The organism is Klebsiella sp. BIGb0399, assembly GCF_003752615.1.
Classification (GTDB): domain Bacteria; phylum Pseudomonadota; class Gammaproteobacteria; order Enterobacterales; family Enterobacteriaceae; genus Klebsiella; species Klebsiella lignicola.
In genome coordinates, this window is sequence record NZ_RKHT01000008.1 from 487,788 (window position 1) to 510,947 (window position 23,160).

General features: G+C 55.9%; 22 protein-coding genes. 10 read left to right on the top strand and 12 right to left on the bottom strand.

Going from position 1 to position 23,160, the window contains the following annotated elements; translation table 11 throughout:
• Window positions 1-59: 59 nt before the first annotated feature.
• Entirely contained in the window at window positions 60-1,382 is a 1,323-nt protein-coding gene (locus EDF82_RS20550) for a cytosine deaminase (RefSeq protein ID WP_123757347.1), read from the top strand.
• A 4-nt stretch (window positions 1,383-1,386) separates the two neighbouring features.
• Here EDF82_RS20550 and tsgA read toward each other — a convergent pair whose 3' ends face one another.
• On the bottom strand, window positions 1,387-2,571 hold the full coding sequence (tsgA, locus tag EDF82_RS20555) for an MFS transporter TsgA (protein ID WP_123757348.1): 1,185 nt from the start codon (window positions 2,569-2,571) through the stop codon (window positions 1,387-1,389).
• Between the two features lie 276 nt (window positions 2,572-2,847).
• On the opposite strand from tsgA, the gene ppiA reads away from it, so the two are divergent.
• From ppiA to EDF82_RS20570, 3 genes are all read left to right on the top strand, one after another.
• Window positions 2,848-3,417 carry a peptidylprolyl isomerase A gene (ppiA, locus tag EDF82_RS20560; protein ID WP_123757349.1) on the top strand — a complete coding sequence of 190 codons (570 nt, stop codon included), beginning with the start codon at window positions 2,848-2,850 and terminating at the stop codon, window positions 3,415-3,417.
• Window positions 3,418-3,579: 162 nt separating this feature from the next.
• Window positions 3,580-4,143 carry an aminodeoxychorismate synthase component 2 gene (gene pabA, locus EDF82_RS20565; RefSeq protein WP_123757350.1) on the top strand — a complete coding sequence of 188 codons (564 nt, stop codon included), beginning with the start codon at window positions 3,580-3,582 and terminating at the stop codon, window positions 4,141-4,143.
• A 201-nt stretch (window positions 4,144-4,344) separates the two neighbouring features.
• Window positions 4,345-5,565, top strand: a complete 1,221-nt coding sequence (locus EDF82_RS20570) for an aspartate aminotransferase family protein (protein WP_123757351.1) — start codon at window positions 4,345-4,347, stop codon at window positions 5,563-5,565.
• On the opposite strand, the gene EDF82_RS20575 is transcribed toward EDF82_RS20570, so the two are convergent.
• Entirely contained in the window at window positions 5,555-7,633 is a 2,079-nt protein-coding gene (locus tag EDF82_RS20575; protein WP_123757352.1) for a YccS/YhfK family putative transporter, read from the bottom strand. The two genes, EDF82_RS20570 and EDF82_RS20575, sit on opposite strands and share 11 nt — an antisense overlap.
• A gap of 52 nt (window positions 7,634-7,685) precedes the next feature.
• Window positions 7,686-8,318, bottom strand: a complete 633-nt coding sequence (crp, locus tag EDF82_RS20580; RefSeq protein ID WP_000242758.1) for a cAMP-activated global transcriptional regulator CRP — start codon at window positions 8,316-8,318, stop codon at window positions 7,686-7,688.
• Between the two features lie 305 nt (window positions 8,319-8,623).
• Here crp and EDF82_RS20585 point away from each other — a divergent pair, with 305 nt between their 5' ends.
• On the top strand, window positions 8,624-9,028 hold the full coding sequence (locus EDF82_RS20585; protein WP_123757353.1) for an OsmC family protein: 405 nt from the start codon (window positions 8,624-8,626) through the stop codon (window positions 9,026-9,028).
• 68 nt (window positions 9,029-9,096) lie between these two features.
• Here EDF82_RS20585 and EDF82_RS20590 read toward each other — a convergent pair whose 3' ends face one another.
• The 8 genes from EDF82_RS20590 to EDF82_RS20625 form a co-directional block, all read right to left on the bottom strand.
• Window positions 9,097-9,966 (bottom strand): phosphoribulokinase, encoded by an 870-nt coding sequence (locus tag EDF82_RS20590; protein WP_123757354.1) that lies wholly within the window; start codon window positions 9,964-9,966, stop codon window positions 9,097-9,099.
• A gap of 36 nt (window positions 9,967-10,002) precedes the next feature.
• Window positions 10,003-10,221, bottom strand: a complete 219-nt coding sequence (locus tag EDF82_RS20595; RefSeq protein ID WP_123757355.1) for a YheU family protein — start codon at window positions 10,219-10,221, stop codon at window positions 10,003-10,005.
• Window positions 10,222-10,223: 2 nt separating this feature from the next.
• Complete coding sequence (locus tag EDF82_RS20600; protein ID WP_123757356.1) at window positions 10,224-11,240, bottom strand: hydrolase; 1,017 nt, start codon at window positions 11,238-11,240, stop codon at window positions 10,224-10,226.
• A gap of 174 nt (window positions 11,241-11,414) precedes the next feature.
• The gene (locus EDF82_RS20605) at window positions 11,415-12,032 is read right to left on the bottom strand and encodes a TetR/AcrR family transcriptional regulator (protein WP_123757357.1); all 618 of its coding nucleotides are present in this window, start codon (window positions 12,030-12,032) and stop codon (window positions 11,415-11,417) included.
• Window positions 12,033-12,038: 6 nt separating this feature from the next.
• Window positions 12,039-15,146: a multidrug efflux RND transporter permease subunit gene (locus EDF82_RS20610; protein ID WP_123757358.1), complete on the bottom strand. Its 3,108-nt coding sequence runs from the start codon at window positions 15,144-15,146 to the stop codon at window positions 12,039-12,041.
• Between the two features lie 16 nt (window positions 15,147-15,162).
• Window positions 15,163-15,552: a hypothetical protein gene (locus EDF82_RS20615; RefSeq protein WP_123757359.1), complete on the bottom strand. Its 390-nt coding sequence runs from the start codon at window positions 15,550-15,552 to the stop codon at window positions 15,163-15,165.
• A gap of 171 nt (window positions 15,553-15,723) precedes the next feature.
• Entirely contained in the window at window positions 15,724-16,176 is a 453-nt protein-coding gene (locus EDF82_RS20620; RefSeq protein ID WP_123757360.1) for a nuclear transport factor 2 family protein, read from the bottom strand.
• A gap of 111 nt (window positions 16,177-16,287) precedes the next feature.
• Complete coding sequence (locus tag EDF82_RS20625) at window positions 16,288-18,192, bottom strand: ABC transporter ATP-binding protein (RefSeq protein ID WP_123757361.1); 1,905 nt, start codon at window positions 18,190-18,192, stop codon at window positions 16,288-16,290.
• A gap of 173 nt (window positions 18,193-18,365) precedes the next feature.
• Between EDF82_RS20625 and kefG the strand changes: the two genes are divergently transcribed.
• From kefG to slyD, 4 genes are all read left to right on the top strand, one after another.
• Window positions 18,366-18,929, top strand: a complete 564-nt coding sequence (kefG, locus tag EDF82_RS20630; protein WP_123757362.1) for a glutathione-regulated potassium-efflux system ancillary protein KefG — start codon at window positions 18,366-18,368, stop codon at window positions 18,927-18,929.
• Complete coding sequence (kefB, locus tag EDF82_RS20635; RefSeq protein ID WP_123757363.1) at window positions 18,916-20,721, top strand: glutathione-regulated potassium-efflux system protein KefB; 1,806 nt, start codon at window positions 18,916-18,918, stop codon at window positions 20,719-20,721. Before kefG ends, kefB begins: the two co-directional genes overlap by 14 nt.
• 14 nt (window positions 20,722-20,735) lie before the next feature.
• Window positions 20,736-20,936 carry a YheV family putative zinc ribbon protein gene (locus tag EDF82_RS20640; protein WP_123757364.1) on the top strand — a complete coding sequence of 67 codons (201 nt, stop codon included), beginning with the start codon at window positions 20,736-20,738 and terminating at the stop codon, window positions 20,934-20,936.
• A gap of 94 nt (window positions 20,937-21,030) precedes the next feature.
• On the top strand, window positions 21,031-21,615 hold the full coding sequence (gene slyD / locus EDF82_RS20645; RefSeq protein ID WP_123757365.1) for a peptidylprolyl isomerase: 585 nt from the start codon (window positions 21,031-21,033) through the stop codon (window positions 21,613-21,615).
• A 166-nt stretch (window positions 21,616-21,781) separates the two neighbouring features.
• Here slyD and EDF82_RS20650 read toward each other — a convergent pair whose 3' ends face one another.
• Complete coding sequence (locus EDF82_RS20650; RefSeq protein ID WP_123757366.1) at window positions 21,782-22,000, bottom strand: protein SlyX; 219 nt, start codon at window positions 21,998-22,000, stop codon at window positions 21,782-21,784.
• Window positions 22,001-22,222: 222 nt separating this feature from the next.
• On the opposite strand from EDF82_RS20650, the gene fkpA reads away from it, so the two are divergent.
• A complete protein-coding gene (gene fkpA, locus EDF82_RS20655; RefSeq protein ID WP_123757367.1) occupies window positions 22,223-23,053 on the top strand; it encodes an FKBP-type peptidyl-prolyl cis-trans isomerase in 831 nt (276 codons plus the stop codon).
• Window positions 23,054-23,160 lie beyond the last annotated feature (107 nt).

Genomic DNA, 23,160 nt, shown 5'->3' on the forward strand with positions numbered 1-23,160 from the left:
GGTGAGAAAATGTTCATAGCCTGGGTGAATAATCAGCATTATTAACGGGAGTCATCACGATGACAGCAGTTCCGCTTTGGTTAATTCAGAACGTACGTCTGCCGGACCGCGACGGGTTATGGCAGATTGCGATAGATAAAGGCTGTTTTGGCGATATCACCCCGATGGGTGACGCGCGCAGTGAAAGTTACGAAGTGCTCAATGCCCGTGGAGGGCTGGCTATTCCGCCGTTTATTGAACCGCATATTCACCTGGATACCACCCAAACCGCCGGCGAGCCAAACTGGAACCAGTCCGGTACGCTGTTTGAGGGTATTGAGCGCTGGGCCGAGCGCAAGGCGTTGCTGAGCCACGAGGATGTGAAAGCCCGGGCGTGGAAAACCCTGAAGTGGCAAATTGCCAACGGGATCCAGTTTGTTCGTACCCACGTTGACGTTTCTGACCCGACGCTGACCGCCCTAAAAGCGATGCTGGAAGTGAAGCAGGAGGTAGCGCCGTGGGTAGATTTGCAGATCGTCGCCTTCCCCCAGGAGGGGATTTTATCCTACCCCAATGGAGAGGCCCTGCTGGAAGAGGCGCTGCGCCTTGGAGCCGATGTGGTGGGCGCCATTCCGCACTTTGAGTTTACCCGCGAGTATGGCGTCGAATCGCTGCATATTGCGTTCCGTCTGGCGCAACAGTATCAGCGGCCGCTGGATATTCATTGCGATGAAATCGATGATGAGCAGTCGCGGTTTGTCGAAACCGTTGCCGCTCTGGCGCTGAAAGAGGGGATTGGCCCGCGGGTCACCGCCAGCCATACCACCGCGATGCACTCCTATAACGGCGCCTATACCTCACGGCTGTTCCGCCTGCTGAAGCTCTCGGGGATCAACTTCGTGGCTAACCCGCTGGTGAACATTCACCTCCAGGGACGGTTTGATGATTATCCGAAGCGCCGGGGTATTACCCGGGTGAAGGAGCTGATAGCGGCGGGCATTAACGTCTGCTTTGGTCACGATGATGTGTTCGACCCGTGGTATCCGCTCGGCACCGCCAACATGCTGCAGGTGCTGCATATGGGGTTACATGTCTGTCAGCTGATGGGTTATCAGCAGATTAACGACGGGCTGAAGCTTATCACCGACAACAGCGCCCGCACCTTCGGTCTGCAGGATTACGGTATTGTCCCGGGGAACCCGGCCAACCTGATTATTCTACCGGCGGAGAATGGTTTTGAAGCGGTGCGTTGTCAGGTACCGGTCCGCTGGTCGATTCGTCAGGGGCGGGTGATTGCCACGACGCAGCTGGCACAGACCTGGATCCAGACTGACCGAGGGGGAGAGGAGTTGTTCTTTACCAGAAACAGCCCCTTCGCGGATGCCAAGGGGCCGACAGCTTAAAGGCTTAGTGAGACGCCGCTGCCATGTTGTGCTGGCGGTGGCGGGAGACGAACCCGAGGATCAGGCACATCACAAAGACCACGGCGTAGAGGCCGTTAGCGGTGTGCAGTGCAGCCAGTGGGCCGCTGGCTGCCACAATCGGGCCGGTGACGACGAAGGTCAGCATGGTGCCGATGGTGCCGCAGGTCAGAACGAAGTTCACCAGCTTCGGCGACGCCACTTTGGTCTGCAGTGAACCCAGAGTGATGAGCGAGGTGTAAATCGCGCTGGAGAAGAAGCCCAGGGTCAGGATAAACCACGGCATGTGCTCCGGCGAACCGTTGATGAACAGATACATCAGCACCGTTGCCAGGCCCGCCAGAACGGTGAGGATCCGCTGAAGGTCGAAGAAGCGCAGGATAAAGCTGAATGACCACATACCAATCATGTAAGACATCCAGAAGTCACTCACCAGTTGACCACCGTCGGCCAGGCTCATGCCCAGAGTCTTCGCGTATTCAGGCACCCAGGAGATAAAGCCCAGCTGGCCGAGGATATAGCACAGCGCCGCGATAGCGAGGAACAGCACGCCGATGCCCCACTTTTCTTTGACCACAGGCTGGTTGTCCTGCTGTGCTTTTTTACCAAGAACCGGGAATTCACAGCCGAAAGTCAGCACAAAGATCGCCACGTAGACCAGACCAATGCAGGCGTATACCCAGTACCACTCGATGCTACGGGCCAGCAGGAAGGCGGCGACCATTGGGAAAATCATCCCCGCCATGCTGAAGAAGGAGTCGGTAAACAGCAGGCGCGCGCCGCGCTGACGGCCTTCATACATGTGGGTAATCAGGAAAGTACCGATCGACATGGTAATCCCGCTAACCAGACCCAGGACGAACATCGAGGCGGAAAACAGCGCCAGGCTGTGGCTGGTCATCAGCCCGGCCACGGCCAGTACCATCAGGATAAAGCCAAAACGGAGCTGAGTTTTCAGCGGGACAATTTCCATCAGCCAGGCGTTCAGGAAGATAGAGATCAGGATACCGGCGTTGAGGAAAGTAAAAGTGTTACTCATACTGGAAACCGGCAGGTGGAAATAATCGGCGATATTTCCCATCACCATTCCGGTGACGATCACCAACGCACCGGTAAGGGCGTAGGAGAAGAAGCTGATCCATGTGAGCTTGATACGGTTGCTGTTAGTCATGACTGGCCTGTGAATAGAAATGTAAAACGCATTGACTGCGCGATGGCGAACAGATTTTATTCATTCGCGTGATGTAAGCAAACGTTTATTATGTAATGCACTCTTTTTTGCATTGATTAGTGTGATGTTGATCGGTTTTGCATGTCCTGCTGGTTAATGCGTGTGTCGTAACAACTATTTCAGCTACGTAAAATTAGGTAAAACGCTGGCCCAGGATGCAAAGGCTCTTTAGAATCAAAGCACTCGCTTTTTATTCTGCTCCGTTAAGGAATTCCCATGTTCAAATCAACTCTGGCGGCGGTGGTTGCCGTTGTCGCCATTTCAGCTTTCTCTCCGGCTATGGCTGCGAAGGGCGATCCTCATGTATTGCTGACGACCTCCGCGGGAAATATTGAGCTGGAGTTAAATAGCCAGAAAGCACCGATTTCCGTGGATAATTTCCTGAAATACGTGAACAGTGGTTTCTATAACAACACCACTTTCCACCGCGTAATCCCGGGCTTCATGGTGCAGGGCGGTGGCTTTAACGAACAGATGCAGCAAAAGCAGCCGAATCCGCCGATTAAAAACGAAGCCGATAACGGCCTGCGCAACACCCGCGGCACCATCGCGATGGCGCGTACTGCCGATCAGGACAGCGCGACCAGTCAGTTCTTCATTAATATCGCTGACAATGCCTTCCTCGACCACGGGCAGCGTGATTTTGGCTACGCGGTCTTCGGTAAAGTGGTGAAAGGCATGGACGTGGCCGATAAGATTTCTCAGGTGCAGACCCACAACGTCGGGCCGTACCAGAATGTTCCGTCTAAACCGGTCGTCATCCTCTCCGCGAAAGTCCTGCCGTAAGCTTTTCTTCCCGCGCGGGTAATTATCGCCCGCGCCTTATCGCCCGTTATGTATCAGCGGAAAGGGCGATTCCGACCCTTCTGCACGGATGTTTCGCAAAGTGATAAGCGCAACACCATAATCTGAGTAGAATAGCCCGGTTTTGTTTTTTCCGGAGCCACCATGATCCTGCTTATCGATAACTATGATTCTTTCACCTGGAACCTGTACCAGTATTTTTGCGAGCTGGGGGCAGAGGTGCTGGTCAGGCGCAACGATGAGTTGACGCTTGAGGAGATTGCGGCGCTGGCGCCGGAGAAAATTGTTATCTCGCCCGGGCCCTGTACGCCGAATGAGTCCGGCATCTCGCTGGCGGTTATCGCGCACTACGCCGGTCGGGTTCCGCTGCTGGGGGTTTGCCTGGGCCATCAGGCGATTGCGCAGGTCTTTGGGGCCACTATCGTACGCGCCGCCACCGTCATGCACGGCAAAACCTCCCCCATCCGCCACAACGGCACCGGGGTTTTCCTGGGGCTGAATAATCCGCTGGTGGTCACCCGCTATCACTCTTTACTGATTGATCCTGCAACGCTTCCCGACTGCTTTGACGTAACGGCGCGTAGCGAGAGCGGTGAAATTATGGGGATTCGCCATCGCGAGTGGGATCTCGAAGGGGTACAGTTCCACCCGGAGAGTATTCTCAGCGAGCAGGGGCATCAGCTGCTGGCAAACTTCCTCAATCGATGATTTATACCTTTCATCCTTCAAGTTGCCTGGATGTATGAGCCTCATTGATGGTGAGGCTCACCCTTCTGGCCAGCGCTTAGTCGCTTCACCTCACAACCCGAATTATTTTGGCGATACAGTTGCCATTGATTGATTTTTTATGCATATTTTGTGATTAGATTATCACAATAATGATTGCGTAACGAAGAAGGATGGCATGACATGGCAACTGAGCAACCGGTAATTACCCGCGCCACATTCGATGAAGTTATTCTGCCGATTTATGCACCTGCGGAATTCATCCCGGTAAAGGGTAAAGGTAGCCGCGTATGGGATCAGCAGGGTAAAGAGTACATTGATTTTGCCGGTGGGATTGCGGTGACGGCGTTAGGTCATTGTCATCCGGCGCTGGTGGCGGCGCTGCAGCAGCAGGGCGAAACCCTGTGGCACACCAGCAATGTCTTTACCAACGAACCGGCGTTGCGCCTTGGTCGCAAGCTGGTGGACGCCACCTTTGCCGAGCGTGTGGTATTTATGAACTCCGGTACGGAAGCTAACGAAACGGCCTTCAAGCTGGCGCGTCACTACACCATTACCCGCCACAGTCCGTATAAGACTAAAATCATCGCTTTCCATAACGCCTTCCATGGCCGCTCGCTGTTTACCGTGTCCGTGGGCGGGCAGCCAAAGTATTCTGATGGTTTCGGCCCGAAACCCGCCGATATTATCCACGTGCCGTTTAACGACCTGCACGCGGTTAAAGCGGTGATGGACGATCACACCTGCGCAATCGTGGTAGAGCCGATTCAGGGCGAAGGTGGCGTGATGGCGGCGACGCCAGAGTTTCTGAAAGGGCTGCGCGAGCTGTGCGATGAGCATCAGGCGCTGCTGGTGTTTGATGAAGTACAGTGCGGGATGGGGCGTACCGGTTCGCTGTTTGCGTACATGCACTATGGCGTGACGCCGGACATCCTCACCAGCGCCAAAGCGCTGGGCGGCGGTTTTCCGATCAGCGCCGTGCTGACCACGAACGAGATTGCCAGCGCCTTCCACGCCGGCTCCCACGGTTCAACCTACGGCGGCAACCCGCTGGCCTGCGCCGTTGCCGGGGCGGCATTTGACCTGATCAACACGCCTGATGTGCTGGAAGGGGTGAACGCGAAGCGGGCGCTGTTTGTGCAACATCTGCAGGAGATTGATGCTCGCTTCGACCTGTTTAGCGATATCCGCGGCATGGGACTGCTGATTGGCGCAGAGCTCAAACCGCAGCATCAAGGCCGGGCGCGCGATTTCCTGTATGCCGCGGCGGATGCGGGCGTCATGGTGCTCAACGCCGGGCCGGACGTCATGCGCTTTGTGCCGTCGCTGGTGATCGATGAGCAGGATATTGCCGAAGGAATGGCGCGCTTTGCCCAGGCAGTGCAGAAGGTGCTTAGCGCTTAGTCGCGCTCAGCCAGATGCCATGATGTGGGCGCTGACGCCATGCCACCGACGAGATGGTGTGCATGGTGTTCAGATGGTCGAGGATCCGCTGCAGGTGCTGCTCCATGGTACTTAGCGGGCCACGACTCACTTCAACGTCCTGAGATTCCATAATATTCACGTCGTCAGCGCTGCCGGGACCGTCAGTGTCCAGCCGCTGCTGACAGCGCTGAAGCGCAATCTCACAGGATTCCAGATAGCGCCGGGCCAGCTCCGGCGTCAGCATGTTGTGCTCGCGGGCCAGGGTGGTCATCGCGTTGATGTGCTCAACAATAAACTGGCTGTGGGTGACCCACAGCTTCATATCTTCCAGATAATGCGAGTTAAACCCTGGCTCCTGCATGGCCTGGTTCAATGAGTTAAACAGCGAGTTATGTGCCTGATTGACGCGCATGCGGCGATAGGCCAGCGCCGGAGCCTGGTGATCGTCGCTGAGGATCAGCCTGAGGGCCTCCTGATCGGCCTCCAGCGCGTCGTGGGCGTTTTTACGTAGCAACCCGCTCTGCCACTGTGGCCACAGCCAGACCATCCCGCCAAAGGCGATCAGGCAGCCGATAAGCGTATCGATAAGCCTGGCGACAATGTACTGCTCGCCGTTAAGTGTCAGCAGCTGCAGGGTATATACCGCCGTCACGGTAAAGCCGACCATCGCCCAGCCGTAGTGCTTGCGAATAATCAGGTAGCTCAGCAGCGTAATGATCAGCAGTGCGGTCAGCGTATAGCCATCAGGAACGTGAAAGTGCAGCGTCAGCCCGGCAATGGCGAGGCCGGCGAGGGTGCCGGCCGCTCGATGGACGATGCGTACTCGCGTCGCGCCGTAGCCGTTTTGGGTGACGAAAAGTACCGTCATTAAGATCCAGTAGGGCTTGGGAAGATGCAGGGCGCTGCCCATCAGGCTGGCGGCGGTGAGCATCACGCAGATACGCGCGGCATTGCGCAGCGCCGGCGATTTCCATGAGAGATAGTGCTTTAGCGCCGGCAGCAGCGGCAGGCGGCGTTCTTTATCTGCCATCAGGTTGCGGGCATACAGCGGGCGCTGGGTGCGCAGCACCCGGGCGATGCGGCTAAAGTGCCAGGCACAGAATTGTCCCACCGGGTTGTCGGGGTGCTGCCAGGCTATTTTCTCCAGCGCGCCAATCTGCTTATCCATATGAAAGCGTTGCGGATAACGATGGTACAGAATGTCGTCGGCCAGCACCCGCAGACGGGCGGCAACGGTTTGCGCGTTCCAGCGGATCACCGCCTCCGCATGGCTACGCTCCACCAGCTTCTGGACTTCCTCAGGCTGATGCAGGCTGACGGAGATATGTTCCTGTAGATCCAGCGCCACCTGAAACGCCCGCAGCAGGCGCTTGTGATCGTTGCGCTGGTTCGCCGCCAGCATATGCATCTGCTGGTAGCACTGGGTGATCAGGTCCACCACCTTTTGCTGGCGAGTGAGCAGCGGCGGGAGCGATGTCGCCGGGTCGATATGCTGAGTCAGCAGGCTGTATTTCGCTTCGCAGTAGTTAGCCAGCTCCCGGTAGAGCAGGCTCAGGGATTCACGCAGCGGCTGTTCGCGCCAGAGCCAGAACCAGAACCAGCTAAACAATCCGTACCACAAGGTGCCGAGGGCGTAGATCAACAGCGGCTCCCAGATGGGCATGTTCCCGGCAAGGCTCAGGGTAAAAATGGCCGCAATCAGCGAGGCCGGGAGGAGTCTGGCATGGAGCGAGCTAATCTCTGCCGTCACGCCAAGCAGTAGCGCCAGGCCGCTAAGGATCAGGGGCAGCGGGATCTCCTGTTGCAGCAGCAGCTGGACCACCAGGCTACAGCCGGCAAACAGCGAACCGCCCACGATCAGGCGTTTGAAAAAGCGTTTGTGCGGGGTGTCCAGACCGGCGACGTTACAGCAGGCAGGTACTAAGGAGAACAGCAGACCCTGTTGCAGATGGCCGAGGAGAAGACCGACCGCGACAGGCAAACACAACACCAGCGTTTGCCGCAGTGCATAGTTGACTTCCGGGTGGTAAATCAGCCTGCGCCACATCAGGGGGAGACAAAAACGGCGTATTGCGGGGGCAACACGCCGTTTTAACGACTTAACGCGTACCGTAAACGACGATAGTTTTACCGTGTGCGGAGATCAGATTCTGATCTTCCAGCATCTTCAGAATACGGCCGACGGTTTCGCGGGAGCAACCGACGATCTGACCAATTTCCTGGCGGGTAATTTTAATTTGCATACCATCAGGGTGGGTCATGGCGTCCGGCTGTTTAGCCAGATTCAGCAGCGTCTGAGCGATACGACCGGTGACGTCGAGGAAGGCAAGGTTACCCACTTTTTCGGAGGTGACCTGCAGACGACGAGCCATCTGCGACGACAAGCGCATCAGAATATCCGGGTTAACCTGGATCAGCTGACGGAATTTTTTGTAAGAGATTTCGGCCACTTCACATGCGGTTTTTGCACGTACCCAGGCGCTACGCTCCTGGCCTTCTTCAAACAAGCCTAATTCACCGATGAAATCGCCCTGGTTGAGGTAAGAGAGGATCATCTCTTTACCTTCTTCATCCTTGATGAGCACAGCCACAGAGCCTTTGACGATGTAGTACAACGTTTCTGCTTTTTCACCCTGGTGGATCAGCGTGCTTTTCGATGGGTACTTATGAATATGGCAATGAGACAAGAACCATTCGAGGGTAGGGTCTGTTTGCGGTTTGCCAAGCACCATGCGCGGTTATCCTCTGTTATAAGCTATCTCCGGGTGCCGACACTACACGGCATCCGGGCATGCAATCGTATTGTTTCCCTATGCCTGGGAAATGGCTGGTGATTTTTCTTCAGCCTGTAATGTGAACTCCTCTGCATACATGCAATACATCAATGTAATACTGTAGCATCCCGACTGTTTTAGCATAGCTTTTGCCGCATGTCTCCTGGTGTCTCGCTTCAGCATGATGTAGGTCGCCTTCCGTTGCGAGAATTGTTATGTGCGCGTAATCTGTCAGGAAAATTGCAACCTCGGAGTTAAATTTTATGCAAGCTCGTGTGAAATGGGTTGAAGGGTTAACCTTCATCGGAGAGTCCGCATCAGGTCACCAGATTCTGATGGACGGCAACTCCGGAGATAAAGCGCCAAGCCCGATGGAAATGGTGTTGATGGCGGCGGGCGGATGCAGCGCGATTGATGTTGTGTCTATTTTGCAGAAAGGGCGTCACGATGTGACCAACTGTGAGGTGAAGCTGACCTCTGAACGCCGGGAAGAGGCGCCGCGCCTGTTTACCCATATCAACATGCATTTCATTGTGACCGGCAAAGAGCTGAAGGATGCGGCGGTATCGCGTGCGGTGGATCTGTCGGCAGAGAAATATTGCTCGGTGGCGCTGATGCTGCAAAAAGCAGTCAACATCACCCACACCTATGAAGTCATTGAAGGCTAACCGACGGCAGGATAGTGCCAGGTAGCAGAGAACAACCCCGGTCGTTATGCGTCCGGGGTTTTTTATGCCTAGTCGATCTTTCTGCCTTCCATCAGGCGCTCTACCAGCGGCGTCATGATCAGCTCCATCGCCAGACCCATTTTGCCCCCCGGAACCACCAGCGTATTGATATGCGAGATAAACGATCCCTGCAGCATCGCGAGCAGCCACGGGAAATCGATATCCTGCAGATTACGGAAGTGGATCACCACAAAGCTTTCATCCAGTGAAGGGATGCCTTTCGCCGCAAACGGGTTCGAGGTATCGACGGTGGGGACTCGCTGGAAGTTGATATGGGTACGGGAAAACTGCGGGGTGATGAAGTTGATGTAGTCCTCCATCGAACGCACCACGGAATCCATTACCGCTTCACGGGAATGGCCGCGCTCGCTGGTATCCCGGATAAGCTTCTGGATCCATTCCAGATTGACAATCGGCACCACCCCGACCAGCAGGTCGACATTTTGCGCGACGTTGTACTGCGGGGTGACCACGCCGCCATGCAGCCCTTCATAAAACAGGACGTCGGTTGGTTCCGGGAGCGGCTGCCACGGCGTGAAGGTACCTGGAACCTGATTCCACGGGACCGCTTCGTCATAGGTATGCAGGTATTTTCGCGACTGGCCGCTGCCGTTGCGCCCGTATTCAAGGAAGGTATTTTCCAGCAGGCCGAAGTCGTTGGCTTCCGGGCCGAAGTAGCTGATGTGCTTGCCCTGATCGCGCGCTTTGCGGATCGCCATGTCCATTTCCGGGCGGGTGTAGCGATGGAAGCTGTCGCCTTCGACTTCCGCAGAACGCAGATTCAGCTGTGCGAAAATTTTACGAAAGGCGAGGCTGGTGGTCGTGGTTCCCGCACCGCTGGAACCCGTGACGGCAATCACCGGATGTTTGGCAGACATAACAACTCCCAGATTAAACGATGGTGTGGTGCCGCCTTAGCCGTGGAACTGCTTGCGGGGCATAATGTTGACCGTTTCGTGTAGTTCAGACCACACCAGCACGGCTTCTCCGCTTTTTAACTGTTGTTTGACGTCGGCGACTTTATCCACCAGCGAGCGTTCATGTTCACCATAATCGGTGCCTTCACGCAATACAAAGCTTTCGATCAGGTTATCCAGCGTTTCGGGATCCAGATCGTGCCAGGGAATAATCATATTTATGCTCCCAACCAACGGGTTAACCAGTCCGGAATGCGTCGTTCCAGCCACATTTCCGGCTTACGCAGCGTGCCGCCAACGAACCCGACGTGGCCGCCTTGCTCGGTCAGCTGATATTCGACATTTGCCGGCAGCTGTTCTTGCGGCGGGATAGAGTGGTGATCCATGAAAGGATCGTCCTTCGCGTGAATGATCAGCGTCGGCGTGGTGATATCACTTAATCGCGGCATCGCGCTGCACTGGCGATAGTAGTCTAGCGCATCGGCGAAGCCGTGGATTTTCGCGGTGATCATATCGTCAAACTCGCGGATACGGCGCATCCCTTTGAGCTGGCGTAAATCGACCGGCAGCGAACCCGGGTAGGCCTTCAGCTTACGGGCCGCATTGGCCTTTAACAGGTTAAGCAGATAGCGCTGATAGACCCGGGAAAAACCTTTATCCATATGATAGCTGCAGGCTTCCAGCATGAAGGGAGCTGAGACGATCACCGCGGCGTCCAGCGGGGCGTTATCGCCTTCTTTTGCCAGCAGGCAGCCCAGCATGTTCCCCCCCAGTGAATAGCCAACGGCGGCGGTCGGGACCGTACCAAATTCACGTTGCAGCCAGTGCAGAAACCAGCTGCCGTCTTCGGTTTCGCCAGAATGATAGATCCGGTTATTGCGATTGGGTTCACCACTACAGCCGCGAAAATGCATCACCACGCCAAGCCAGCCGCGCTGCATGGCGGCATGAATCAGACCGTGGGCGTAGGGGCTGTGCAGGCTGCCTTCCAGGCCGTGAAAAACGACCAGGCGCGGTTTGTGCCGTGCCAGGGAGGGGGCTTCGCTCCATGCCAGATCGACAAAATCACCGTCCGGCAGCTCGAGGCGTTGCCAGAAGGGGGTGAAGCCCAGTTTGCGGCGGATCAGACGCGGAAGCATGGTTTGCAGATGACGATTGCCCACGCCGCGCATCGGATGAAACTCGCGCGAATCGTCTTCAGGGGGCGTCATTTCTGTGGGGGTGATTTCAACCATAGCACCAGAGCAATTAATAAACTAATACAACACTATACCGCGCACGAGGTGCGCCGGTTATCCAATATGTGGTCTTACGGCCAGCTCTATAGGTTACACGAAATTGCGTCCGGGTGATGACTGGAGTACGCGCTGCCGGAAATTATCGCACCCGGCAGGCGTCTGTCCGGCGGCTCAGGAGTGGTAATGCCAGGCGCTGAGGAAAGTGGTGACGGCGGACTTAGCGAGCGGCTCCAACTGGGCGGGATCAAGGGCCTGCTGCGAGATCAGCGCCGCCGGTAACGGGTAACCCATCACCGACCCAAGGAACAATCTGGCCTGAACCTCGGGTTCCGTCAGGGTCAGCGTGCCGCGCGCATTTTGCGTGCTGAGTATCTCAACCAGTACGGTCAACACCCGGCCCGCCGGGCGTTGTTCGAGTGCCGCGTATAGCTCGGGCTTTTGCACCAGCACCTGGATCAGCAGGCGCTGAAAACGGATATTTTCCGCACTGTAAAAATGCGCCTGCACGACACGGGCAAAACCAAGCAGCAGCGCTGGCAGGTCGTGCTGCTTATCCTGCAGCAGCTGACGCAGCGGCGGCTGCATTTTCCCGTTTAAATAGGTAAAGCTCTCCAGCAGCAGCGCATCTTTACCACCCGGGAAGTGGTTATAGAGCGTGGGGCGGGAACTTCCTGCTTCAGCGGCGATGGCGTCGAGGGAGACATCCAGCCCGTGCTTTAAAAACAGTTCGCATGCGGTATGTAAAATGCGAGGGCGTGCGGTCATCGGACGCCCGCGTTGGTTAGCCATCAATTGCTATCCTTTGTGTTTTCCTTTTAGGGAGTGGATCCCCTGCTGGATCAGGATGAAAAAAAGCGGGACCAGGAGCAGCGTCAGGAGTGTCCCGGAAAGCATTCCGCCGATCACCGCGGTTCCGATTTCCGTGCGGCTCGACGCGCCAGCTCCGCTAGAGAGTACCAGAGGGATGGCGCCAGCAACAAATGCCAGCGACGTCATTATGATCGGCCGCAAACGCAGGCGCGCGCCTTCAAGGGTGGCTTCCACCAGCTTTTGGCCTGCCGTCAGCCTCGTCTGGGCGAACTCAACGATCAAGATGGCATTTTTAGCCGACAGCCCCATGGTGGTCAGCATCCCGACCTGAAAGTAAATATCGTTATCAAAACCGGCCAGCGTCGATGCGCTTACGGCCCCCAATATGCCCGGTGGAATGATCAACATGACGGCCAGCGGAATTGACCAGCTTTCATAGAGCGCGGCAAGACAGAGGAAAATAAAGATCGCGGAGGCAAGGTAAACCCACAGCGTCTGCCCCGATGAGGCCTGTTCCTGGTATGACAAACCGCTCCATTGCAGACCGAAGCCATCCAGGTCCTGCACCAGTGAGGTCATCTCATTCATTGCGCTACCGGAGCTGATACCGCTGGCGGCGCTTCCCTGGAACTGGACCGCCGACAGACCGTTAAATCGCTGCAGCATCTGTGGCCCGGTGGTCCATTGCATCGACGCGAAGCTGTTGAAAGAGGCCATGTTGTCTTCACTGCCGCGTACAAACCAGGCGGCGAGACTTTCGGGGCTGGAGCGCCACGGGGCATCGCCTTGCATATAAACACGTTTGATACGTCCGCGGTCGACAAAATCGTTAACGTAAGCGCCCCCCCAGGCGGCGGCGATGGTCTCGTTGATGTCAGCCTGCGCCAGCCCCTGGGATTCGGCCTTTTGACGATCCACCTCAATGTGCAGCTGGGATTTTTCATCAAGGCTGTTGAGCCTCACTGCATCGAGATTGCTGTTGGCTGTTGCCATCGACAGCAGGTTTTTTTGCGCCGCCAGTAGCGCGTCATACCCTTGCGCCGACTGGTCCTGCAGCCACAGCTCAAAGCCGCTGGACTGCCCAAGCCCGCGAACGGCCGGCGGGGCGGAAACGCTAATCGTCGCGTTGGTCGAGGCCCTGAAGTACTGATTGGCGCGAGCAATAATCGACTGGGCGCTGTTTTCCGTCCCCTGGCGTTCGTCCCAGCGTTTTAACTCGACAAACGCCATACCGACGTTTTGCCCGCTGCCGGCGTTATTACGCCCGGTGACCATAAAAATGACGTTCAGGTTGTCTTTCTCTTCGGTCATAAAATAGTTTGAGATGTCTTTTCCCGCCTGCTCGGTCATCGACATCGGCGAGCCGGACGGCAGCGTAAACTGAATGACGACTGACCCCTGATCCTCCTCCGGCAGGAAGCCGGTTGGCAGGCGTTGATACTGCCAGAGCATCAACAGGATCAGCAGGAGAGTGAGCAGGCAGTTACGTAAGGGCCGGCGGGTGATGCGCTGTAGAAGAATGAGATAGCGGTTTTGGCTTTTTTCGACACCGTGGTTAAACCAGCGGAAAAAGCGGCCTTGCTTCGCGTGACCGGGCTTGAGCAAATGCGCGCACAAGGTCGGGGTCAGCGTCATTGCTATCAGCGCGGACAGGCTCATGGCGGTCACGATCGTGGCGGTAAACTGCCGGTAGATGATGCCAACGGAGCCGCCAAAAAAGGCCATGGGAACAAAGACGGCCGACAGCACCATCGCGATACCGATCAGCGCTCCGGTGACCTCATTCATCGAGCGTAGCGTCGCCTCTACCGGGCCGAGTCCCTCTTCAGCCATTACCCGCTCGACGTTTTCGACCACCACGATGGCATCATCGACCAGCAGACCTATCGCCAGAACCATGGCGAACAGCGTCAGGGTATTGATGTTGTAGCCGAGCACGCTGAGGATGCCAAAGGTGCCAAGCAGAACGACCGGGACGGTGACCGTTGGGATCAACGTCGCACGCCAGTTTTGCAGGAACAAGTACATGACGATCACCACCAGAATGATGGCTTCGATAAGGGTTTGCACCACGCCTTCAATCGAGACGGTGACGAACGGCGTACTGTCGCGTGGGTAGGCCGCCACCATGCCGGCAGGGAACTGAGGGCTTAATCTTTCGACTTCAGCGCGTACATTTTCGGCAGTACTGAGCGCGTTTGCCCCTGAGGCCAGTTGGATGGAGATCCCGGCGGCCGGGTAGCCATTCAGGGTGGTCAGGTTCTGATAGTTTTCGGCGCCGACCTCGACGCGAGCAACGTCGCGCAGATAGATCGTGGACCCATCGCGGTTGGTCCGAATCGTGATGTTTTCAAACTGTTCCGGCGTTTCCAGCCGCGACTGCATTGTGACGGTCGCGTTGAGGTATTGTCCCTCCAGCGTCGGCAGCGTGCCGATTTCCCCGCTGGTCACCTGCGTGTTTTGCGCCTCAATGGCGGCGCGTACATCAGAAGGCATCAGCCCGAAACTGTTGAGCTTGTGCGGGTTCAGCCAGATGCGCATGGCGTACTGGGCGCCGAACACCGTGGTTTCTCCGACGCCATCGACGCGGCTGAGCGGATCCTGCAAGGTGCTGACCAGGAAGTCGTTGATATCAATATTGGTAAGCTGGCCGGTTGTATCGTACAGGGCGACCACCATCAGGCTGTCTCCCTGCGATTTGGTCACCGTGATCCCCTGCTGTTGTACTTCCTGCGGTAAACGGGTTAATGCCTGGTTGACGGCGTTCTGGACCTGGACCTGCGCCATATCCGGATCGATATTCTGGGCAAAGCTGAGGCTGATGCGTGCCTGTCCGGCAGAGCTGCTGCTGGAGGAGAAATAGAGCAAACCATCGATGCCCTTAATTTGCTGTTCCAGCACCTGAGTGACGCTTTCTTCGATCGTTTCAGCAGAGGCGCCAGGGTAGTTTGCCGTCACGGTGACGCCAGGCGGTGCAATATCGGGATATTGTTCAACGGGTAGCGTAAACAGGGCGAGCGCGCCGGCCGCCATGATGCAAATTGCCATGACGGCGGCAAAAACGGGTCGGGAAACAAAAAAATGTGCCAGCATATTCACAAACCTTTCGTCAGTCAGCGGGATAAAGTTTCCGGAGAAGCGAGGGATAGGCTTCAGGACAGTAGAGGGCGCGTCGTGCGTAGTTGACGCAGAGTGGATTGAGTTCAAGCAACATCAGGTTCCACTGATATGCTGTCCACAGGCGGTCATAGACCTGGATACTGAGTGAGTTTTGCTGCAACTTTTCCCGCAGTTGATGCAGCGTTGCCAGCGTACTTTGACGGTTGAACAACCGCTGTTGCAGGCCGCTGCGCGTCCAGGCGGCGGGCGCCGGACAGATGGCGGATATTTTGATCGCTACCGGCGCGATAATAAGGTGTGCGGACGCAGAATTTCCGGCGCTGAATGCCGATAACAACATGAAAAACAACAGATAACCCCACCTTTTGTACAGCGTCATGTTACGGCATCCACATCAATTTATTTACTTTACAGTAAAGTAAATAAATTGGTTAAACAAGACACATTCGCAAGTGTTATGACGAGGGGAAACAGAGCAAGGTGTAGGGGAGGTCAGAGAATAACGCAGGAAAAACAGCCACCTTGCACTACAGATGGCTGGGTGACGGATTTAAAACATGCCGTTGCCGCTGGCCGTTTTTTCCGGAACAGTCTGAATAACGTCCCAGTGTTCCACGATTTTGTGCTGTGCATCGAGGCGGAAAATATCCACGATGGCGCGGGTGACTCCGGGTTCGCGTCCGGTGGTGGCGACGTGCAGGACAACGTAGTCGCCATCGACGATCGTCCGTTTAATCTCGCTGCGGGAGTCCGGGTATTTATCTTTCAGGAAGGCGATAAACTGGCGAAAGCCTTCAGGCCCATCCTTTGCACCGGGGTTGTGCTGGATATACTGCTGGCCGAGATAGGGGCTGGCGGCCTCAAAGTCTTTATCGTTCAACGCTTTATTATAAAATGCGATGACGTTTTCTTTGTTTTTTAATTCGCTCTCGGTGTAGGCGGCAAAGGCTGTATGGGTCAGGGCGCACAGCAGTGAGAGGGAAAGGAGCGTTTTTTTAACCATGGCAGTTCCTCTTGCAGGTGAGTTATGCGGTTTTTAACAGAGGCGAAGCACGATGCGTTCCCATAAAACCACATCGCTGGATTTTCGCCTCTGTTATTAGCATACCCGGCTTTAGCCTTCCTGCAGCATTTGCTCCAACTGCTCTTGCGCCTCCAGCCAGGCCATTTCACACTCTTCCAGACCCGACTTCGCACTGGCCTGCTGCTGCAGGCAGGCGGTTAACTCCGCTTTGCGAGAGATGTCATACAGCTCGCTGTCGCCCAGCAGCTCTTCCGCCTGGGCAAGTTGTGTGTTGAGCTTCTCCATCTCTTTTTCGAGGCGGGTGATCTCTTTGCGCAGCGGTTGAGTCAGCGTACGCAGTTCGGCTTCCCGCCGTTTTTGATCTTTGCGGGCCTGGGCGCTGTTACCGGCCTCTTTCGGCGCTTCAGTGCTCTGGCTTTCCTGCTTTTGCGAGTCGCTGAGCCACTGCTGATAATCCTCCAGGTCGCCATCAAACGGCTCAACTTTGCCGTCGTGCACCAGATAGAGATCGTCAGTGGTCGAGCGGATCAGATGGCGATCGTGCGATACCACCACCAGTGCGCCTTCGAAATCAATCAGCGCTTCGGTTAAGGCCTGGCGCATATCGAGATCAAGGTGGTTGGTGGGTTCATCGAGCAGCAGCAGGTTCGGGCGCTGCCAGACGATGAGTGCCAGCACCAGTCGCGCTTTTTCACCGCCGGAGAAACGCTGGGTCTCTTCGTTGACCTTGTCGCTCTGGAAACCAAACCCGCCGAGATAATCGCGCAGCTTCTGCTCCAGCTCCTGTGGCGCCAGACGAGCCAGGTGCTGCAATGGCGATTCATCCGCGCGCAGGAACTCCAACTGATGCTGGGCAAAGTAGCCAAGCTTAATACCTTTGGCGAGGCCAATCTCACCGTGCAGCGGCTGGAGTTCACCGGCCAGCAGCTTAATCAGCGTCGATTTACCGGCGCCATTACGGCCTAACAGGCCGATACGGGAACCCGGCACCAGGTTGAGTTTGATGGAGTCCAGAATAATCCGCTCGCCGTATCCGGCGCTGACCTTCTCCATTTTCAACAGGGGATTGGGCAGGCTTTCCGGGGCGCGGAAGCTGAAGTGGAACGGGTTATCGACGTGGGCCGGGGCGATCAGCTCCATACGTTCCAGCATCTTGATACGGCTCTGTGCCTGCTTGGCTTTAGTGGCCTTGGCACGAAAACGGTCGATATAGCTCTGCAGATGCGCGACACGCAGCTGCTGGCTTTCGTACATCGACTGCTGCTGCGACAGGCGGGTCGCGCGCTGGATTTCAAACGAGCTGTAGTTGCCGGTGTATTCGAACATGGTTTGCTGTTCGATATGAATGATTTTATCGACGATCGGATCGAGGAAGTCGCGGTCGTGAGAGATCAGAATCAGCGTGCCCGGATAGCCTTTGAGCCATTTTTCCAGCCAGATGACCGCATCGAGGTCGAGGTGGTTGGTCGGTTCATCAAGCAGCAGTAAATCGGAACGGCAAATCAGCGCCTGCGCCAGGTTCAGACGCATACGCCAGCCGCCGGAAAAGTCGCTGACCGGGCTTTCGAGTTGTTCGTTGCTGAACCCCAGCCCGTGCAGCAGGCTGGCGGCGCGGGAGCGAATGGTCCAGGCATCGATGGCATCCAGCTTGCCGTGCACCGTGGCGATAGCGTGGCCGTCGTTCTGCTCGTTGGCGTGATGTAAATCCGCTTCAAGCTGGCGATATTCGCGATCGCCGTCGATAACATAATCAATAGCGGGCTGCGGAAGTGCAGGGGTTTCCTGATTAACCCACGCCAGCTGCCAGCTGCCCGGGAAGGTCATACTGCCGCCGTCGGCGCTAATCTCGTTTTTCAAAAGCGATAGCAGCGTGGATTTCCCGCAGCCGTTTTTGCCCACCAGACCGACTTTCTGGCCAGGGTTGATGGTGGCAGTGGCGTTGTCCAGCAGGACTCGTACGCCGCGACGAATTTGTAACGAGGAGAAAACAATCATAAGGCGCCGTATGTTCTGACTATGTTAGTTTGTCATTATGATAATGTAATGTGGTAGCAAATAGCTCCACCGGGCCGCAATGGTAGCCCAAAACGAAGACGATAGACAAAGTCATTCTGGTTGCGTCAGGACGCAGCCATGTTAGAGGCCGCCAAAAGACATTCGGGAGGGGAATGATGTCTCAGACAGCGAAGGTTTTGCTGCTGTATGCCCACCCAGAATCCCAGGATTCCGTGGCCAACCGGGTTTTGCTTGAACCGGCTTTACAGTTGCCTAATGTCACCGTGCACGATCTTTATGCGCACTACCCCGATTTTTTTATCGATATTGCCCATGAGCAGGAACTCCTGCGCCAACATGAGGTGATTGTGTTCCAGCATCCGTTATACACCTGGAGCTGCCCGGCCTTACTGAAAGAGTGGCTGGACAGGGTTCTGAGCCGCGGCTTTGCCAGCGGTGCCGGAGGAAATCAGCTCGCGGGAAAGTACTGGCGCAGCGTGATCACCACCGGTGAGCCAGAAAGTGCCTACCGACGTGATGCAAACCGCTATCCGATGAACGATATTCTGCGGCCCTTTGAGCTGACGGCCGGCATGTGTCGCATGCACTGGATGAGTCCGATTATTGTCTACTGGGCTCGCCGGCAATCGCCCGACGATCTGAAAAGTCATGCCCGCGCCTACCGTGACTGGCTGGCCAATCCCATTACGGCAGGAGGAATTTATGGCGGGAGCTGATCTGCTGTTAGCCGGCGTCTTATTTCTGTTTGCTGCCGTGGTTGCGGTACCGCTGGCCGCCAGGCTCGGTATCGGTGCAGTCTTAGGCTATCTGCTGGCCGGAATTGCGATTGGCCCGTGGGGGCTGGGATTCATCAGTGATGTCGATGAGATCCTCCATTTCTCCGAGCTGGGCGTGGTGTTCCTGATGTTTATCATCGGGCTGGAACTGAATCCGTCTAAGCTGTGGCGCTTGCGCAGTTCGATCTTTGGCGTGGGGGCGGCGCAGGTGCTGCTCAGCGCGGGTATTCTCGGCGGCCTGCTGGTGCTGACCGGCTTCTCCTGGCAGGCGGCGGTGGTCGGCGGTATTGGGCTGGCGATGTCGTCCACGGCGATGGCGCTACAGTTGATGCGTGAGAAGGGAATGAGCCGGAGCGAATCCGGGCAGCTGGGGTTTTCCGTCCTGCTGTTTCAGGATCTGGCGGTGATCCCGGCGCTGGCCCTGGTACCGCTGCTGGCGGGTCCCGGCGATGACCATTTTGACTGGGTCACGATCGGGATGAAGGTGCTGGCTTTCGGCGGCATGCTGATTGGCGGCCGCTTTTTGCTGAGGCCGGTTTTCCGCTTTATCGCCGGCTCCGGTGTGCGCGAAGTATTCACCGCTGCAACGCTGTTGCTGGTGCTGGGGTCGGCTCTGTTTATGGACGCCCTTGGCCTGTCGATGGCGCTCGGCACCTTTATTGCCGGCGTGCTGCTGGCCGAAAGCGAATATCGCCACGAGCTGGAGATCGCTATCGAGCCGTTTAAGGGGCTTCTGCTCGGTCTGTTTTTTATCTCCGTGGGGATGGCGCTGAATCTTGGCGTGCTGTACACCCATTTGCTGTGGGTGGCGGCAAGCGTCGCGGTGCTGGTGGCGGTAAAAAGCCTGGTGCTGTATATCCTGGCAAGAGTGTATGGCTTGCGAAGCTCGGAACGAATGCAGTTTGCCGGGGTGCTGAGCCAGGGTGGAGAGTTTGCTTTTGTACTGTTCTCGCTGCCGGCTTCACTCCGGCTGTTTGAAAACGATCAGATGGCGCTGCTGCTGGTGACGGTTACATTGTCGATGATGACCACGCCGCTCCTGATGACCCTGATAGATAGCGTGCTCTCCCGGCGTTTTAATCAGTCGGAAGAAGAAGATGAGGCGCCGTGGGTTGAGGATGATAAACCGCAGGTCATTATCGTCGGCTTTGGCCGTTTCGGGCAGGTGATCGGCCGCTTACTGATGGCCAATAAAATGCGTATTACCGTACTGGAGCGCGATATCAGCGCGGTTAATCTGATGCGCAAATATGGGTACAAGGTCTATTTTGGTGATGCTACTCAGCTGGAGTTGCTGCGCTCGGCAGGGGCCGAGGCGGCACAATCGATCGTGATCACCTGCAATGAGCCGGAAGATACTATGAAGCTGGTGGAGATGTGCCAGCAGCATTTCCCGCATCTCAATATCCTGGCGCGGGCGCGGGGCCGCGTTGAGGCCCATGAATTGCTGCAGGCCGGCGTGGTGCAGTTTTCGCGTGAGACCTTTTCCAGCGCCCTGGAGTTGGGGCGCAAAGCGCTGATTACCGTCGGCATGCACCCGCACCAGGCACAACGTGCGCAACTGCACTTTCGTCGTCTGGATATGCGAATGCTGCGCGAGTTAATGCCGGTAAATACTGATACGCTGCAGATATCACGCGTGCGGGAAGCACGCCGGGAGCTGGAGGAGATTTTCCAGCGCGAGATGCAGAAAGAGAGCAGACAGCTTGATGGCTGGGATGAGTTTGAATAAAGGGTCATAAAAAGATGGCGGTACGTAAACGTTTTATTGCTGGCGCAAAATGTCCGACGTGCCAGGCTCAGGATTCACTGGCGATGTGGCGTGAAAATAATGTCGATATTGTTGAGTGTGTTAAGTGTGGGCACCAGATGCGTGAGGCGGATAAAGAGGCAAAAGAGCATGTCCGCAAAGATGAACAGGTGATTGGCATTTTTCATCCGGACTAGCGTTATCGCTCGCCTTTTTTTAAGCTAGAGGGTACACGGCTGCAGAATTCCGTTACAATCTGCGCCACTATTCTTCCCATGCTCAGGAGCAATCATGAAAGTAGCAAAAGACCTGGTGGTCAGCCTGGCCTATCAGGTACGTACAGAAGACGGTGTGTTGGTTGATGAGTCTCCGGTGAGCGCGCCGCTGGACTACCTGCATGGTCACGGTTCCCTGATCTCCGGCCTGGAAAATGCGCTGGATGGTCATGAAGTGGGCGACAAATTTGACGTAGAAGTCGGCGCGAACGACGCGTACGGCCAGTACGACGAAAACCTGGTTCAGCGTGTTCCTAAAGACGTCTTCATGGGCGTTGATGAACTGCAGGTCGGCATGCGTTTCCTGGCTGAAACCGACCAGGGTCCGGTACCGGTTGAAATCACCGAAGTTGATGACGAGCACGTTGTGGTTGATGGTAACCACATGCTGGCGGGTCAGAACCTGAAGTTCAACGTTGAAGTGGTTGCGATTCGCGAAGCGACGGCGGAAGAGCTGGAACACGGTCACGTACACGGTGCTCACGGCCACGATCATGACCACGATCATGATGGTTGCTGCGGCGGTCACGGCCACGATCACGACCACGGTCATGAACATGGCAAAGGTGGTTGCGGTAACGGTGGTTGCGGCTGCCACTAATACCTGACGTCTTTCAAGCGCAGGCGCGCTGTTAACGCCGGTACGTCGGGTGTTCTCAGGTTACCGCTATGTCGCGAGATAGTGGCTTGAAATTCTAAAGGTATTCAATCCGGTAGCATAGCTGCTACCGGATACAGAAAGCGGGGAAACCCGCTTTTTTTACGTCTCAATAATGTGGAGGAGGCGTTTCTTCGGCCTGTGACGCGATGTGCGATGACTGGGTGGCTTTCAGTTTTTCGACCATCAGACGCATATGCTCGCGCATTTTCGCCATCTCGATCTCATGGGCGGTAACGGTCTTGTTGAGGTCTTCAAGGGTGATTTCCTGAAATGCCAGCCGGCTTTCCAACTCCGCCAGGCGAGTCTCCAGTGTATTATCGTGCATGAGTTACCCCTTTTGTCGGATTTCGCGGGCGGATTCTACTGAATTTTCATCAGTTGTGCAGCAACCTGGCGTAAGGCAGGAAACTAATTTATACAAAAATAGTCTTAAAACGGGTGATATTCAGGAACGACTGTATGTAGATTTATCCTGCAACGTTCTATAGTACCCCTTTTGCATTTTACGATAACCCTGGGGCGAGATGCCCCGGCCCTGGAGAAATGGATGAAATCACTGTTTAAAGTAACGCTGCTGGCGACCACAATGGCTGTCGCCCTGAATGCACCGCTGACCTTTGCGGCTGATACTGCTGCGAAGGCGGCACCTGCGACGGAAAGCAAAGCGGCATTTAAAAATGACGATCAAAAATCTGCTTATGCGCTGGGTGCATCGCTGGGACGTTACATGGAAAACTCCCTGAAAGAACAAGAAAAACTGGGCATCAAGCTGGATAAAGATCAGCTGATCGCCGGTGTTCAGGATGCGTTTGCCAACAAGAGTAAACTGTCCGATCAAGAGATCGAGCAGACACTGCAGACTTTCGAAACTCGCGTAAAAACTGCTGCACAGCAGAAAATGGAAAAAGACGCGACTGAAAACGACGCGAAAGGCAAAGCCTATCGTGACACCTTCGCCAAAGAGAAGGGTGTAAAAACCTCTAAATCTGGCCTGCTGTACAAAGTTGAGAAAGAAGGTACCGGTGACGCACCGAAAGACAGCGACACCGTTGTCGTGAACTACAAAGGTACGCTGATCGACGGTAAAGAGTTCGATAACTCTTACACCCGTGGTGAGCCGCTCTCCTTCCGTCTGGACGGCGTGATCCCGGGCTGGACTGAAGGCCTGAAAAATATCAAGAAAGGCGGTAAAATCCAGCTGGTCATCCCACCGGATCTGGCTTACGGCAAAACAGGCGTACCGGGTATTCCGGCCAACTCCACCCTGGTATTTGACGTAGAACTGCTGGATATCAAGCCAGCACCGAAAGCCGATGCCAAGCCTGAAGCAGCGGCTGACGCAGCAGCAGCAGCACCGGCTGCAGACGCCAAGAAGTAATCTGGTTTAAGCCGCCGCCCTCAAAGGCGGCGGCTTTTTTATTTGGGGCGGATATAATTAAAACTGGAAAGTGCCTCAAGCGCTGTATTACTTTAGATAGCTTAATA

Bases quoted from the DNA above. Each gene is read 5' to 3' on its own strand.
- EDF82_RS20615 (WP_123757359.1), bottom strand. From the start codon at position 15,552: ATGACGCTGTACAAAAGGTGGGGTTATCTGTTGTTTTTCATGTTGTTA.
- EDF82_RS20590 (WP_123757354.1), bottom strand. From the start codon at position 9,966: ATGTCTGCCAAACATCCGGTGATTGCCGTCACGGGTTCCAGCGGTGCG.
- tsgA (WP_123757348.1), bottom strand. From the start codon at position 2,571: ATGACTAACAGCAACCGTATCAAGCTCACATGGATCAGCTTCTTCTCC.
- EDF82_RS20640 (WP_123757364.1), top strand. From the start codon at position 20,736: ATGGCGGTACGTAAACGTTTTATTGCTGGCGCAAAATGTCCGACGTGC.
- EDF82_RS20585 (WP_123757353.1), top strand. From the start codon at position 8,624: ATGCAAGCTCGTGTGAAATGGGTTGAAGGGTTAACCTTCATCGGAGAG.
- EDF82_RS20620 (WP_123757360.1), bottom strand. From the start codon at position 16,176: ATGGTTAAAAAAACGCTCCTTTCCCTCTCACTGCTGTGCGCCCTGACC.
- EDF82_RS20570 (WP_123757351.1), top strand. From the start codon at position 4,345: ATGGCAACTGAGCAACCGGTAATTACCCGCGCCACATTCGATGAAGTT.
- EDF82_RS20605 (WP_123757357.1), bottom strand. From the start codon at position 12,032: ATGGCTAACCAACGCGGGCGTCCGATGACCGCACGCCCTCGCATTTTA.
- slyD (WP_123757365.1), top strand. From the start codon at position 21,031: ATGAAAGTAGCAAAAGACCTGGTGGTCAGCCTGGCCTATCAGGTACGT.
- ppiA (WP_123757349.1), top strand. From the start codon at position 2,848: ATGTTCAAATCAACTCTGGCGGCGGTGGTTGCCGTTGTCGCCATTTCA.
- EDF82_RS20625 (WP_123757361.1), bottom strand. From the start codon at position 18,192: ATGATTGTTTTCTCCTCGTTACAAATTCGTCGCGGCGTACGAGTCCTG.
- kefB (WP_123757363.1), top strand. From the start codon at position 18,916: ATGGCGGGAGCTGATCTGCTGTTAGCCGGCGTCTTATTTCTGTTTGCT.
- EDF82_RS20550 (WP_123757347.1), top strand. From the start codon at position 60: ATGACAGCAGTTCCGCTTTGGTTAATTCAGAACGTACGTCTGCCGGAC.
- crp (WP_000242758.1), bottom strand. From the start codon at position 8,318: ATGGTGCTTGGCAAACCGCAAACAGACCCTACCCTCGAATGGTTCTTG.
- kefG (WP_123757362.1), top strand. From the start codon at position 18,366: ATGATGTCTCAGACAGCGAAGGTTTTGCTGCTGTATGCCCACCCAGAA.
- pabA (WP_123757350.1), top strand. From the start codon at position 3,580: ATGATCCTGCTTATCGATAACTATGATTCTTTCACCTGGAACCTGTAC.
- EDF82_RS20610 (WP_123757358.1), bottom strand. From the start codon at position 15,146: ATGCTGGCACATTTTTTTGTTTCCCGACCCGTTTTTGCCGCCGTCATG.
- EDF82_RS20650 (WP_123757366.1), bottom strand. From the start codon at position 22,000: ATGCACGATAATACACTGGAGACTCGCCTGGCGGAGTTGGAAAGCCGG.
- EDF82_RS20575 (WP_123757352.1), bottom strand. From the start codon at position 7,633: ATGTGGCGCAGGCTGATTTACCACCCGGAAGTCAACTATGCACTGCGG.
- EDF82_RS20600 (WP_123757356.1), bottom strand. From the start codon at position 11,240: ATGGTTGAAATCACCCCCACAGAAATGACGCCCCCTGAAGACGATTCG.
- EDF82_RS20595 (WP_123757355.1), bottom strand. From the start codon at position 10,221: ATGATTATTCCCTGGCACGATCTGGATCCCGAAACGCTGGATAACCTG.
- fkpA (WP_123757367.1), top strand. From the start codon at position 22,223: ATGAAATCACTGTTTAAAGTAACGCTGCTGGCGACCACAATGGCTGTC.